The following is a 14,020-nucleotide window of genomic DNA, read 5'->3' as shown; positions in this document are numbered from 1 at the left end:
GGCTGCCGCGCCGGGCCCGGCCGGCAGGGCCCGGCCTGTGCTGTCCACCAGAAAGCCGGGCCAGCCGGAGTCCAGCAAGGGCCGCAAGGCCGCCAGCACCTGGTCGGCGCCGGCCGTGCGCGGCTCCTTGTCCAGCAGACGGGCCACGGCCATGCTGCTGACGCGCGCGGCCTGCTCCTGCGCCGCATGCTCGGATTGGTAGGCGCGCAACAGCAGCCAGGACGAGGCCGCCAGCACAAAGACCAGCAAGGCCAGCAGCAGCAGGACCAACCTCAGGCGTATGGACATGGGATCTTCGGGCAGGGCATCACGCGGCGCCTCCCGTGGAACGGAATTCTGGGCCCCCGGGGGCGGGACCGTGTGGAAGCTGGTGGACTGGTACATGGCAAAGTTTGCAGAAAACCTTGCGCCCAAACGGCAATTTCTGCCGTGGACGCCATGACCGGCCCCGCTGTTCCAGAACCGATCCCCCGCAGCGGCGGCAAAACCCTGGGCCCCGTGCCGCCTGCGCAGGGAGACCACAGCAGGTTTCGTGCCCAAAGTGTATCCAGACGATTCGCCGCCCGCATGGCGGCATGGAGCTTGCGTCTTCGGGTCATCGCACCAAGGAGATGAAATGGGTTCCATGCACCTCAGGGCGGACATACGCCAGTCCCAGACGCTTTCTCCCCGCCTGCAGCTTGCAGTGCGGATGCTGCAGATGTCCTCGCTGGACTTTGCCGCCGTGGTGCGCAGCAAGCTGGAGGACAACCCGTTCTTGGAAGACCCGCAGGATGCGCAGGACGGCGAGTATGAACAGGGGCTGCTCGACGGCAAGGAGCTGGGTGAAGAGGACCGGGAAGGCGGCATGGGCAGGCTGGCCCCGGAGGCAGGCCTGACCTCCGATACGGGCATGGATGAAGGCTTCGGCATGGGCATCGGTCTGGACATGGACCGCGATCTCCCCGGCACGCAGCACCCGCCCGACCCGGCCGACCACCTGCCCGGCCCCGCCACCGAACCCGCCGACGACCGCGACCTGTGGCTGGCCGACATGCATACGGGCGCGCGCCAGGGGGTGGATGGAGAAGGCACGGCCATGGATCTGGCGGCCTGCGAGACCACGCTGGCCATGCACCTGCACGGCCAGCTCAACGTGATGGCGATGACGCCGCGCGACCTGTGCATGGCCCGCGCCATCGTGGAGTCGCTGGACGACGACGGCTATCTGCGCACCGACCTGCAGGAACTGGCGGGCCTGCTGGCCCTCAGCCCCGCACCTGACGCGCAGGAAATGCTCATTGCCCTGCGCCTGGTGCAATCGCTGGACCCGGCCGGCGTGGCCGCCCGCAGCGTGGGCGAATGCCTGTTGCTGCAATGCCCGCAGATCGGCGATGCCCACCTGCGCCAGCTGGCCCAGGCCATGGTGCAGGACCACATGGATGCGCTGGCCGCCCGCGACGTGCCCCGGCTGGCCCGGGCGCTGCAGGTGCCGCCCGCGCAGATCACGCAGGCGCTGGACTGCATACGTCGGCTGAACCCCAGGCCGGGCTGGAACTTCGGCTCCTCCCACGTGGACTACATCGTTCCCGACGTGATCGTGCGCCGGGGCCAGAACGGCTGGAACGTGCACCTCAACCCCGCGGTCGTGCCGCGCGTGCGCCTGAACCGCGTCTACGAGCAGCTGTTTCAGCGCCACCGCCGCAGCGGCCAGAACCAACTGGCCGACCACCTGCAGGATGCGCGCTGGACGGTACGCAACGTGGAGCAGCGCTTTTCCACCATCCTCGACGTGGCGCAGGCCATCGTGCGCAAGCAGCAGCTGTTCCTGGAGTTCGGCGCCATGGCCATGAAGCCGCTGGTGCTGCGCGAGATTGCCGAGGAAGTGGGCGTGCACGAGTCCACCGTCTCGCGCGTGACCAACAACAAATACATGGCCACGCCCACGGGCGTGTTCGAACTCAAGCATTTCTTCTCGCGCCCCATGCTCAGCGCCAGCGGCAATGCCTGCTCGGCCACGGCCATCCGCGAGCTGATCGGCGACATCATCGCGGCCGAGTCCGATGCCCGGCCGCTGTCGGATGTCGAAATCGCACGCCAGCTCGGTGCCCAGGGCCTGGTCGTGGCACGCCGCACCGTCACCAAATACCGCCAGCTGCTGCGCATAGAACCGGCCGACCGGCGCAGGCGCCACGCCTGAAACCTGGCTTTGTGGCAAGCGGCGTGCCTGTCCAAAAGCCTGTCCGGCCCGTCCTGCCAAGCCCCACCGCCGTGCAGCGGCTTGTCGCTCCCGCAGGGCATGCCTTGTCCGACAGTTGCAGGCCGCCGCCCGGCCTAAGGTGAAAGCTCATGGACAGAAGGAGCCCGCCATGGACAACTCACCCCGCCGAATGCATGCCCCCCTAGAACGCCAGCGCAGCGAGAACAACCACATCCGCGACGGACGCTGGCCCCTGCGCATAGGCGCACTCACCGCCGCCGTCGCACTGATCCTGGTGCTGATGTTCAACTTCATGGCCCCCAAGGGCCGGCTGGATGCGCCCAGCGCCACTGGAGCGACTGGAACGCCTTCGCCCTCATCGTTGCCTTCACCTTCGCCCTCACCGTCTCCCGCGACACAGCCCGTGTCGCCGCCCGCGCCTTCCGCCGCGCCGCAGCAGGCTGATCCAGCCACGACGCCTGCCCCCACCTCCACGCCTGCGCGTTGAGCCGGCATCCACACCTCATCACCACACACCCCCAAAAGGACACGCACCATGAACCACCCTCTGCCTCACGCACCCAATATTCCCCAGGTGCCGACCACGCCCAACGACCCCGTGGCCCCCGATGATCCCAACCGCCAGCCCGGCCGCCCGCGCGGGCCCGAGCCCATCGACCCGCCCACCACGGCGCCGCCCATCGAGCTGCCACCGTCCCCGGAGCAGGAACAGACGCGCAAGGGAGAGTGACATGCCACAAGGTGACAAATCGGCCTATACCGATAAGCAAAAGCGCCAGGCTCGGCATATCGAAGACAGCTACGAGTCGCGCGGCGTGGGCCACGAAGAAGCTGAAAAGCGCGCCTGGGCCACCGTGAACAGGCAAAGCGGCGGCGGCAAGCTGTCGGGCTCGGGCCGGGGCAGGCAGGCGGGCCAGTCCAAGTCAAAATAACCGCGACTGCGGCCAGGCCTGAGACCCGAGACCCGCAATTGCCGTGGGAGAAAGTGTGAACTCAGAAGACAGTTTTCGATTCCTGCCGCAGCGCGGCGAAATGCCGGCACGCGTGCGTTCCCACGACTGGGCGGCCACGCCCCTGGGAGCGCCGGACGGCTGGCCGCAGACCCTGCGCAACGCCGTGAGCCTGGCGCTGGGCTCGCGCTTTCCCATCACCATCTGGTGGGGCGAAGACTTCCGCCTGATCTACAACGATGGCTATATCCCCTTCCTGGGAACCAGCAAGCACCCCCAGGCGCTGGGCCAGGCCGGCGCGCACTGCTGGAGCGAGATCTGGAGCGATATCGGCCCCATGCTGGAAGGCGTGATGCGTACCGGCGAGGCCACCTGGTCCACCGACGCCCGCTACTTCTTCGACCGCGACCTGCCGCAGGAAGAGGTCTTCGTGACCTTCACCTACGGCCCCATCCTGGCCGATGACGGCGTCACCGTGCAGGGCGTGTTCTGCCCCTGCACCGAGACCACGGAAAAAATCGTCAGCCGCAGGCGCCTGGAGACGCTGCACCGCCTGGGCATACGCACGCTGGACATGCACAACGCCAGGGACGCCGCCCAGAAAGTCTGCGCCGTGCTGGACGAGAACCCCTACGACGTGCCCTTCGCCATCATCTACGAATGCCTGGACACCCCTGCCGCGGGCAGCGCAGGCGCCAGCGGCCCGGCCTTCAGGATGCTCTGCGCCACGGGCATGGATCTGGACATGGAGCTGGCGGCCGACCCCTCGCGCTGGCCGCTGGACCGGGCCGTGCAATCCGATCCATCGGACCGAGCGGACCGAGCGGACCGAACGGACCAGGTGCATCAGGCGGATCAGGCGGCCCAGCCGGCCCAGCCCGCCAATGTGGAACTGGCGTCCCTGGGCCTGTCCCTGCCCGGCGGCCCCTGGCCCGAGGCCTCGCGCCTGGCGCGCATCGTGCCTGTGCGCTGGTCGGGCGACGGCCAGGTCTCGGGCGTGATGGTGCTGGGCGTCAGCCCGCGCCGCCCGCTGGATGTGGACTATTGCGCCTTCCTCGACATGGTGGCAAGCCACACGGGCAGCGTGGTCGCGCACGCCCAGGCCTACGAGCAGGAAGCACGGCGCGCCAAGGCCCTGGCCGAGGTGGACCACGCCAAGACCGTGTTCTTCTCCAACGTCAGCCACGAGCTGCGCACCCCGCTGACCCTGATCCTGGGCCCGCTGGAAGATGCCCTGCGCGAGCACGGCGGCCAGGTGCCGGCCGGGCAGACGCAGATGATCCACCGCAACGCGCTGCGCCTGCAAAAACTGGTCAATGCCCTGCTGGACTTCTCGCGCATCGAGGCCGGGCGCATGCAAGCCAGCTACGAGCCCACGGACCTCGCCCGCACCACGGCCGAGCTGGCCAGCATGTTCCGCTCGGCCGTGGAGCAAGCCGGCCTGCGGCTGCGCGTGGATTGCCCGCCGCTGGACGGACCGGTCCATGTGGACCGCGACATGTACGAAAAAATCGTGCTCAACCTGCTGTCCAACGCCTTCAAGTTCACGCTGCAAGGCGAAATCGCAGTGGCGCTGCGCGATGTGCCCGATGTGCTCGATGCGCACGGCGCGGGGGGGGCCTGTGGTGCCGTGGAGCTGTCCGTCACCGACACCGGATCGGGCATTGCGCCCCAGCACCTGCCCCATCTCTTCCAGCGTTTTCACCGCATCCCCGGCAAGCCGGCCCGCACGCACGAGGGCACGGGCATCGGCCTGGCCATGGTGCAGGAGCTGGCACGGCTGCATGGCGGCACCGTCACGGTCAGCAGCACGGAGGGCGAAGGCAGCCGCTTCACCGTGCGCCTGCCCAGGGGGAATGCGCATCTTCGGGCCGAGCACCGGCCCGCGCGCCCGCCTGCATCGCACCCGCAGGTGGATGAGGCCCTGCGCTGGCTGCCCGGCGAGCCCGCCCCGGCTGCCAGCGACGAAGCCAGGCCCATGCAGCGGGACATGCAGCGGGACATGCACGGTGGTGCCCTGCCCCCGCGAGCCCGCATCGTCTGCGCCGATGACAACGCCGACATGCGCAGCTACATCGGCCAGTTGCTGGAGCCGCTGTATGACGTGGAGATCGTGGGCGATGGCCGCGCCGCGCTGGCCAGCATCCACCGCCAGCGGCCCGACCTGGTGCTGGCCGACGTGATGATGCCCGTGCCCGACGGCTTCGAGCTGCTGCATGCGCTGCGCAGTGACGAGACCACGCGCGCCATTCCCGTCATCATGCTGTCCGCGCGGGCCGGCCAGGAGGCCCAGGTCGAAGGCCTGCGCGCGGGCGCGGACGACTACCTGGTCAAGCCCTTTTCGGCGCGCGAGCTGCTGGCGCGCATCGCATCGCTGCTGCAGCTGGTGCGTGTGCGCGAACAGGTCCACGTCGCCGTGCAGGCCAACGAGAAAAAGCTGCGCGCCATCATCGACCAGATGCCTGCGGGCGTGGGCGTCTCCGACATGAGCGGCACCATGGTATTGAGCAATGCGCTCATGGACCGTTTCGTGCCGCGCGCCATTCCTTCCACCCTGGCGGACCGCCTGCCGCGCTGGAAGGGATGGGATGACAAGGGCCAGCCCATTGCCCCCGAGAACTGGCCCGGCAAGCGCGCGCTGCGCGGCGAAGTGGTCATGCCCGGGCTGGAGATGCTGCACACCGACGACGATGGCCGCGAATGGTGGATGCGCGTCAGCTGCGCGCCGCTGCGCGATGACGACGGCCAGCTCATAGGCACCTGCTCCGTCATCCAGGACATCACCGAACTCAAACAGGCCGAGTACCACCTCAAGGAAGCCGACCGACGCAAGGACGAATTCCTGGCCACGCTGGCGCATGAGCTGCGCAATCCACTGGCGCCCATCAGCCACGGCCTGCAAATCCTCAAGCGCACCGCCAGCGGCGACGACAGCGTGCGCCACAGCCACGAGATGCTGGAGCGCCAGGTCAACCACATGATCCGCATGGTGGACGACTTGCTGGAGGTCTCGCGCATCACCACGGGCAAGGTCCAGTTGCGCAAGGAACTGGTGGACCTGAACGATGTGCTGCAAGGCGTGGTGGCGGCCAGCGGCGCGGTCATGGAGGCAGGCAGCCACCAGTTGCGCCTGGAGCTGCCCGCCGCGCCCGTGTCGCTGCTGGCCGACCCGATGCGGCTGGCGCAGATGGTCTCCAACCTGCTCAACAATGCCGCCAAGTACTCGCACTCCGGCGGCCACATCGTTCTGGCCGCCTGGACCGACGGTGCGCAGGCCGTGGTCTCGGTACGCGACAACGGCATCGGCATCCCGCCCGCCCTGCTGGGCAAGGTGTTCGATCTGTTCATGCAGGTGGACCGCAACGGCCGCCGTGGACAGGGCGGCCTGGGCATCGGGCTGACCCTGGTGCGCAGCCTGGTCGAGATGCACGGCGGCAGCGTGCAGGCGCTCAGCGAAGGCAAGGGCCAGGGCAGCGAATTCAGGCTGCACCTGCCCCTGCCCACCCAGGCGCAGCCCCTGGCGGGACAGGTACCGAATGCCCAGCCCGAGGATGCAACGGCCTTCGGCCGCATCCTGGTGGTCGATGACAACATCGACGCCGCCGACACCCTGGCCATGCTGCTCAGGCTGCTGGGCGCCGAAGTCGAGATTGCCCGCGACGGCCCCGGCGCCCTGGCCATGCACGCGGCGTTCAGGCCCGAAGTGGTGCTGCTGGACATCGGCCTGCCCGGCATGGACGGCCTGGAGGTCGCCCGCCGAATCCGTGCCGAGCACGGCCGCGACCAGGTCGTGCTGATCGCGCTCACGGGCTGGGGGCAGGAGGAGGACCTGAGACGATCACGGGAAGCCGGCATGGACCACCACCTGGTCAAACCCGTGAGCTTCGACACGCTCGAGCGTCTGCTGGCGGGCCTGCGCCCCCTGCCGTGAGGACTGCTTTTTTCGCGCGAGAATTCGGGCTGCCCGATCCCAGCTGCCCCAGACGCCACCGAGACCGATGACCGCCCTGCCCGCTTCCTCCGCCCCTAGCCTGCCCCCCATCAATGCCGAGCGCCTGTGGCGCCGCGTGGAGACCCTGTCCACCTTCACCCTGCCCGACGTGCCGTGGACGCGCCGCGCCTTCTCCCCTGAATTCGACCAGGCCCGTGCCTGGCTGCGCGGCCAGTTCGAGGCAGCGGGCATGCAGGTCCATCTGGATGAAGGCGGCAACCTGGTGGGCCGCCTGCCGGCTGCCCTAGGCCCGGTGCAACGCGCCCCCATCTCCACCGGATCGCACTGCGACACCGTGATGATGGGCGGGCGCTTCGACGGCATCATCGGCGTGCTGGCCGGCATCGAGGTCGCGCACTGCCTGCACGAAAACGGCATCGCCCTGCAGCACCCGTTCGAGGTGATCGACTTCCTGTCCGAAGAACCCAGCGACTACGGCATCTCCTGCATAGGCAGCCGCGCGCTGTCGGGCAAGCTGGACGCCGCCATGCTGGCCGCCCGCAACCCGCAAGGCGAAACCCTGGCCGAAGGCATGCGCCGCATCGGCGCGCGGCCCGAGGCGCTGGACCGCCCGCTGCGCAGCGCCGGCGGCACGGCCGCCTTCGTGGAGCTGCACATAGAGCAGGGCCCGGTGCTGGAGCAGCGCGGCCTGCCGATCGGCGTGGTGACGAACATCGTGGGCATCCGCCGCGTGAGCTTCACCGTGCGCGGCCAGGCCGACCACGCAGGCACCACGCCCATGGACATCCGCCAGGACGCGCTGGTGGGCGCGGCGCGCATCATCGATGCGGCCAACCGCAAGGCCGCTGCGCTCAGCGGCCAACCCCACTATGTGGTGGCCACCGTGGGCCGGCTCTCGCTCACGCCCAATGCCTCCAACGCCGTGCCCGGCCTGGTCGAGATGATGATGGAAGTGCGCAGCGACCACGCCGGCGTGCTGGAGCGCTTCCCCGAGGAACTGCTGGCCGAAGTCCTGCCCGGCCTGGCCGCCTTGCGCGTGCGTGCCGAGATGGCCGACGTGAGCCGCTCCCAGCCCACGGACTGCGCCGCGCCCGTCATGCAGGGCGTGGAGCAGGCCTGCGCAAACCTGGGCTACGCCCACATGCGCATGCCCAGTGGCGCCGGCCATGACGCCGTCTACATGGCGCCCACCGGCCCCATGGGCATGATCTTCATCCCCTGCCTCCACGGCCGCAGCCACGCGCCCGAGGAGTGGATAGAACCCGCCCAGCTGCTGGACGGCACGCGCGTGCTGTACGAGACGGTGCGCGTGCTGGACAGGCAGTTGGCGCAGGCCTGAGCGCCTGGCCTGCGGCCAGGCACCAAGGCGGCATAAAATAGCCCGCTTCCCTCTGGAGCAGGCACAAGCTGCTCCTTGGTGGAAGCCCCTGTGGCACAGATTGCGGAAATCCGCCCAAATAGCGGGTTTCCCAATGCAAGATGGCGGAACCACCCTCCCCGATCATCGACAACCCACCGCATGGGCGACCCGGCACTGCCGGTCCGCTGCGAGAGGGTTGCACCGCCCCATCAGACCCTGGAGTTTCTTCTTTCATGTTCCGCCAACTGATCACCTGCACCGCCGTGGCCGCCGCCATGGGCATGAGCTTTTCCGCAGCCGCCCAAGGTGCGGCTGCCGACTATCCGAACAAGCCCGTGCGCATGATCGTGCCCTTCCCGCCCGGCGGCGGCACCGACATCCTCGCGCGCGTGGTGTCCAACAAGCTCACCGAAGTCAGCAAGTGGACCGTGGTGCCCGACAACCGCGCGGGCGCAGGCGGCACCATCGGCATCACCGAGGCCGCCAAGGCAGCGCCCACGGGCTACGACATGGTCATGGGCCAGAAGGACAACGTGGTCCTGGGCCCCTATCTCTACAAGAACCTGCCCTGGAACCCCGTCAAGGACCTGGTGCCCGTGGCCCACGTGGCCTACACGCCCATCGTGATCGCCACCAGCGTGAACTCGCCCTACAAGACCCTGGCCGACATCGTGGCCGCTGCCAAGCAGCACCCGGGCAAGGTGACCTACGGCTCGCCGGGCAATGGCACCAGCATCCACATCTCGGGCGTGCTGCTGGAGAAGGCCGCAGGCATCCAGCTGGTGCACGTGCCCTACAAGGGCTCCAACCCGGCCCTGATGGACGCGCTGGCCGGCAACGTGGACCTGCTGGTGTCCTCCGTGCCATCGGCCATCGGCCAGATCAAGGCCGGCAAGCTGCGCGCCATCGCCGTGACCTCGGCCAAGCGCTCGTCCTCGCTGCCCGACACGCCCACGCTGGCTGAATCGGGCCTCAAGGGCTTTGACGTGAGCACCTGGTACGGCCTGTTCATGCCCAAGGGCACGCCCACAGCCATCGTGACCAAGGTCAACGCCGAAGTGAACAAGCTGCTGGCCATGCCCGAAGTGCGCGACGCCATCCAGACCCAGGGCGCCGAACCCCAGTCCATGAGCGTGGCCGACTTCGACAAGATGTTCCAGGCCGACTTCAAGCAGTCCAAGCAGATCGTCGAGTCCTCGGGCGCCAAGATCGAGTGACATGCCTGCGGTGCCAGGGCGGCATGCCCGGCACCGCCTGCAATGGCCAACGCCGCATTTCATTGATGCAGATCAGCCTGATCTGCATCAAGGAGCTATGTGACAGTCCCGTGAATACTTCTCTGGAAATCACCGAATTCCTGGAGAACGTCATGGCATTGCTGGTCTGGGTCCCCGAGCTGGACACCGGGATTGCAGAAATCGACCGGCAGCACCGCCGCATCGTCGATTACATCAACAAGCTCTACGAGCTGCGCTCGTCGCCCGACCGCGAGGCCCTGGGCGATGTCATCGGCGAGATGATCGACTACACCGTCTCGCACTTCGTGTTCGAGGAAAGCCTGATCGAGAGCGCCGGCTACATGTTCGCCGGCCCGCACAAGAAGGTGCACGAGCTGTTCACGCGCCGCGTGATCGAGATGCAGACCCGCTTCGATGCGGGCGAGGACGTGGCCGCCGAGCTGCACGGCATGCTCTCGCGCTGGCTGTTCAACCACATCCGCAACGAAGACACCGGCTACGTGGACTCGGCCAAGGCCTATCTGCGCATGGCGCGCGAGTCCAGTCCTGCCGCCGAGAAGGAAAGGCTCAAGAACGAAGTACTGCAGGAGCTGGAACTGCAGCGCAGGAAAAAGGGCTGGCTGGCACGGCTGCTCAATCGCTGATCGTCCTCCCCCCTGCAGCGCATCAACAAAAACGGCTCCCGAGGGAGCCGTTGACGTTTCACCCGGCGAAGGGCCGAGCGGCCCGGTGATTACTCGCGCACCACCAGCACCGGCACGCGCACGGCGCCCAGCACGCGCTGGGTCACGCTGCCCAGCATCAGCTTTTCCAGGCCACGGCGGCCTTGCGAGCCCATGATGATCAGGTCGGCGCCCGTGCTCTCGAGCACGCGCACGATGCCTTCGTGCACCGCATGGCCTTCGCCCACCACGGTGGTGGCGGTGATGCCGGCCTCGTCGGTGATCTTCTTGACGGCGTCCAGCGTGGTGTTGGCCTCGGCCGTGGCCGCGCTCAGGTACTGCGACTGGCCGTAGGCGAAGTCGGCGCCCACGCCCGTGAACGGATAGGGGTCCACCACGTAGACCGCCGTCAGCGTGCTGCCAAAGGCCTTGGCCAGCTCCACGCCCTTGTGAACCGCCAGCATCGAGCTGTTGGAGCCGTCCACGGGAACCAGGATGTGCTTGAACATGCGTTTTCTCCTTTGTGCTTGGCCGCCGTCAACAATCGGGGGCGGCCGGGTCGATGAACCAAAGTGTGCGCCCATCATGCGCCAGCGTCTTGAGCTGCATCAATCCTTGCGGCGACGCGTCAGCTCCGAGCCCTGGAAACCCTGGCGGCGATAGGTCAGCACCAGGGTATCGCGCACGCCGCCCGGCTGCTCGGGCTGGATGGGCGTGGTCTCGTGGATCATGCGGGCATCGTCCAGCAGCATCACCGACCAGGGCTCGGTCAGCGTGAAGCGCTGGCCGCTGGGGCCCGTGGCCTCGAAGATGCGTGTCTCGCCGCCCTTCACGCCCTCGCGCCCGACCAGGATCACGGCCACCAGGTCCACGCCGTCGCGGTGCGCGCCTTCGGGCGTGGGCCGGCCAATGCCGTCCGTGGTGTCGATGCGGAACTGGTGGGACTCGATGAACCAGCGCTCGTGCTGCACATCATCGCCCTGGGCGCAGAACACCTGGTCGGACAGGCCGGCAAGCGCCAGCAGCAGCCGGCTCCAGGTGGCGCTTTGCGCCGTGGCGTCGCGCATGGGATCGAACATGCGCAGCATGCCGCCATGCAGGGCGTTGTATTCCACCGGCTGCCAGTGCGCGCGGTGCTCCACCTGCTGCAGCCCGTCCTGCCCGGCGATGAAGCAGGAATGGCGGCGGCGCCGGTAGCGCCCGCCGTCCTTCAGAAAGGCATCGGGCGGCAGCTGGGCCCAGTCGGCATCGAGCGCATGCAGCTCGGTCAATGACACGCCTGCCCAGGCCGCGAATTCATCGGGGCGCAGCACCGCATAGCCTGCGTCGCGCAGCGACTGCGCTGCATTCTGGGGGGCGATATAGGGAGGGGGAAACGTGATGTGCGCCATAACCCGACAAGCTTACTCCTCGCCCGCACCCGTCCGGGCGAGGCGGGCTGCAAATTTGCGCAATGCTGTGGCGACAGGCGCGCATCAATGCGGGCGCTGCCCCTCGCTATTGCCCTGGGCTCACACCAGCGGCAACCCCACATAGTTCTCCGCCAGCGAGGTCGAGCCTGCACGGGAGTTGACGATGTAGTCCAGTTCCGCCTCCTGCACCTTGGTGTCGAAGCCGCCCGCGTCGGGGAAGCGGTGCATGAGCGAGGTCATCCACCACGAAAAGCGCTCGGCCTTCCAGACGCGGCGCAGGCATTGCTCGGAGTAGCCGTCGATGCCTTCGGGCGCCTTGTCGCGGTAGTACTGCGCGAAGGCGCTGGACAGGTAGCCCACGTCCGAGGCGGCCAGGTTCAGGCCCTTGGCGCCCGTGGGCGGCACGATGTGGGCCGCGTCGCCGGCAAGGAACAGGCGGCCGAAGCGCATGGGCTCGGTCACGAAGCTGCGCAGCGGGGCAATGCTCTTTTCCAGCGAGGGGCCGGTCACCAGGCGCTCGCGTGCCTCGGGATCCAGGCGCAGGCGCAGTTCGTTCCAGAAGGCTTCGTCGCTCCAGTCCTCGACCTTTTCGGTCAGCGGCACCTGCAGGTAGTAGCGGCTGCGCGTGGCGCTGCGCTGGCTGCACAGTGCGAAGCCGCGCTCGGTCTGGGCGTAGATCAGTTCGTGCGAGACGGGCGGCGTGTCCGACAGCAGGCCCAGCCAGCCGAAGGGGTAGACCTTCTCGAAGGTGCGCACCTTGTCCTGGGGCACGCTGGCGCGGCAGATGCCGTGAAAGCCGTCGCAGCCGGCGATGAAGTCGCATTGCAGCTCATGGACCTGGCCGTCCTTCTCATAGCGCACGACGGGGCTGTCGCCATCGAAGCCCACGGGCTGCACGTTGCTGGCCTCGTAGACCGTGGTCAGGCCCTCGGCGGCGCGCACTTCCATCAGGTCGCGCGTGACCTCGGTCTGGCCGTAGACCATGACGCGCTTGCCGCCGGTCAGGCCATGCAGGTCGATGCGGTGGCGCTGGCCGCCGAACAGCAGCTCGATGCCGTCGTGCGGCAGGCCTTCTGCGCGCATGCGGGCGTCGGCACCGGCCTGCTCCAGCAGGTCCACGGTGACCTGTTCGAGCACGCCGGCACGGATGCGGCCCAGCACGTAGTCGGCGCTGCGCTGCTCGATGATGACGTTGTCTATGCCCGCGCGGTACAGCAGCTGGCCGAGAAGCAGGCCGGCAGGGCCTGCACCGATGATGGCGACTTGGGTGCGCATTGATTTGTCTCCGTTGCGTTGTTCGATGTCATGGCCGGTTCATGCCATGGCCTGCGCCCAAGATTAGTTTTGAGGCAGCGCAAAGACGAGGGGCTGCAGCACGCGTTGCGCGGTGATCGCGCAATCTGCGCGACAATCGCGCACTACCTGTATGCCCGCCCTCCCCGCCCATGAACCAGCCCTTTCCCATCGACCCGGATGACTTCATCGCCGGACTGGCCAAGGGCCTGGCCGTGCTGGAGAGCTTCGACACCGAGCGCCAGCGCCTGAACGCCACCATGGCGGCCGAGCGCTCTGGCATCACGCGCACGGCCGCGCGCCGCCATCTGCTGACCTTGACGCACCTGGGCTACCTGGAGACGGACGGCAGCCATTTCTGGCTGGCGCCCAAGGTGCTGCGGCTGTCGGGCAGCTACCTGGCCTCGGCGCGGCTGCCGCGCATCGTCCAGCCCGTGCTCTACCGGCTGGCGGCGCAGACCCAGCTGTCGTTTTCCTGCGTGGTGCGCGATGGCCACGAGGTGGTCATCGTCGCGCGCAGCGCCCTGCACGAGCGCGGCCAGCGCCTCATGGCCCACGGCCTGCACCTGGGCAGCCGCCTGCCCGCCCATGCCACCTCCACGGGCCGCGTGCTGCTGGCCGCCCTGCCTGCGGCCGAGCTCAGGCAATGGCTGGCATCGCACGATCTGCGGCGCCTGACCGCCCACACGGTCACCGACAGCGCAGCGCTCGAAGGCGTGCTGGACGAAGTGCGCCGCCAGGATTTCTGCCTGGCCCTGGAAGAGCATGAGCTGGCCGTGCAGGCCCTGGCCGTGCCGCTGCGCAACATGGAGGGCCGCACGGTGGCCGCGCTCAACATCGTGACCTCGCCCCAGCGCATGGCGCCCGCCGACATGGCGGCCGAGCTGCTGCCGCTGCTGCAGGAGGCGGCGCGGGAGCTGCGGCCGCTGCTCTGAGGCCTGCAGACCTGCGAC

12 protein-coding genes and 1 pseudogene are annotated in these 14,020 nt (G+C 68.3%); 9 read left to right on the top strand and 4 right to left on the bottom strand.

What is annotated here, in order from left to right:
* Positions 1 to 288 (bottom strand): annotated as a pseudogene (locus ACM14_RS11900) (hypothetical protein); the annotation flags it as partial.
* A gap of 328 nt (positions 289 to 616) precedes the next feature.
* Between ACM14_RS11900 and rpoN the strand changes: the two are divergent.
* The 8 genes from rpoN (at position 617) to ACM14_RS11865 (ending at position 10,344) form a co-directional block, all read left to right on the top strand.
* Entirely contained in the window at positions 617 to 2,179 is a 1,563-nt protein-coding gene (gene rpoN, locus ACM14_RS11895) for an RNA polymerase factor sigma-54 (protein WP_065346248.1), read from the top strand.
* 169 nt (positions 2,180 to 2,348) lie between these two features.
* Positions 2,349 to 2,687, top strand: a complete 339-nt coding sequence (locus ACM14_RS30600) for a hypothetical protein (RefSeq protein WP_043825251.1) — start codon at positions 2,349 to 2,351, stop codon at positions 2,685 to 2,687.
* 48 nt (positions 2,688 to 2,735) lie between these two features.
* On the top strand, positions 2,736 to 2,930 hold the full coding sequence (locus ACM14_RS11890; protein ID WP_012206153.1) for a hypothetical protein: 195 nt from the start codon (positions 2,736 to 2,738) through the stop codon (positions 2,928 to 2,930).
* 1 nt (position 2,931) lies between these two features.
* A complete protein-coding gene (locus ACM14_RS11885; protein WP_013801919.1) occupies positions 2,932 to 3,132 on the top strand; it encodes a hypothetical protein in 201 nt (66 codons plus the stop codon).
* Positions 3,133 to 3,187: 55 nt separating this feature from the next.
* Positions 3,188 to 7,081 (top strand): ATP-binding protein, encoded by a 3,894-nt coding sequence (locus ACM14_RS11880; protein WP_217491960.1) that lies wholly within the window; start codon positions 3,188 to 3,190, stop codon positions 7,079 to 7,081.
* Between the two features lie 67 nt (positions 7,082 to 7,148).
* Entirely contained in the window at positions 7,149 to 8,441 is a 1,293-nt protein-coding gene (locus tag ACM14_RS11875; RefSeq protein ID WP_065346246.1) for a Zn-dependent hydrolase, read from the top strand.
* A gap of 254 nt (positions 8,442 to 8,695) precedes the next feature.
* Positions 8,696 to 9,679 (top strand): tripartite tricarboxylate transporter substrate binding protein, encoded by a 984-nt coding sequence (locus ACM14_RS11870; protein ID WP_065346245.1) that lies wholly within the window; start codon positions 8,696 to 8,698, stop codon positions 9,677 to 9,679.
* A 110-nt stretch (positions 9,680 to 9,789) separates the two neighbouring features.
* Entirely contained in the window at positions 9,790 to 10,344 is a 555-nt protein-coding gene (locus tag ACM14_RS11865; protein ID WP_254662038.1) for a bacteriohemerythrin, read from the top strand.
* Positions 10,345 to 10,433: 89 nt separating this feature from the next.
* Here ACM14_RS11865 and ACM14_RS11860 read toward each other — a convergent pair whose 3' ends face one another.
* The 3 genes from ACM14_RS11860 to pobA all read right to left on the bottom strand — a co-directional run bounded on the left by ACM14_RS11860 (position 10,434) and on the right by pobA (position 13,049).
* A complete protein-coding gene (locus ACM14_RS11860) occupies positions 10,434 to 10,871 on the bottom strand; it encodes a universal stress protein (protein ID WP_012206159.1) in 438 nt (145 codons plus the stop codon).
* 99 nt (positions 10,872 to 10,970) lie between these two features.
* Positions 10,971 to 11,753 (bottom strand): 2OG-Fe dioxygenase family protein, encoded by a 783-nt coding sequence (locus ACM14_RS11855; protein WP_043791151.1) that lies wholly within the window; start codon positions 11,751 to 11,753, stop codon positions 10,971 to 10,973.
* Between the two features lie 120 nt (positions 11,754 to 11,873).
* Positions 11,874 to 13,049, bottom strand: coding sequence for a 4-hydroxybenzoate 3-monooxygenase (pobA, locus tag ACM14_RS11850; RefSeq protein ID WP_013801914.1), 1,176 nt, complete (start codon positions 13,047 to 13,049; stop codon positions 11,874 to 11,876).
* Positions 13,050 to 13,219: 170 nt separating this feature from the next.
* On the opposite strand from pobA, the gene ACM14_RS11845 reads away from it, so the two are divergent.
* Entirely contained in the window at positions 13,220 to 14,002 is a 783-nt protein-coding gene (locus tag ACM14_RS11845; protein ID WP_012206162.1) for an IclR family transcriptional regulator C-terminal domain-containing protein, read from the top strand.
* The last annotated feature ends 18 nt before the right edge of the window (positions 14,003 to 14,020 follow it).

It is taken from the genome of Delftia sp. JD2 (genome assembly GCF_001682645.1).
Classification (GTDB): Bacteria; Pseudomonadota; Gammaproteobacteria; order Burkholderiales; family Burkholderiaceae_C; genus Comamonas; species Comamonas acidovorans.
Note: the sequence above shows the minus strand (reverse complement) of the source record. Positions and strands in the feature narration are given on the sequence as shown.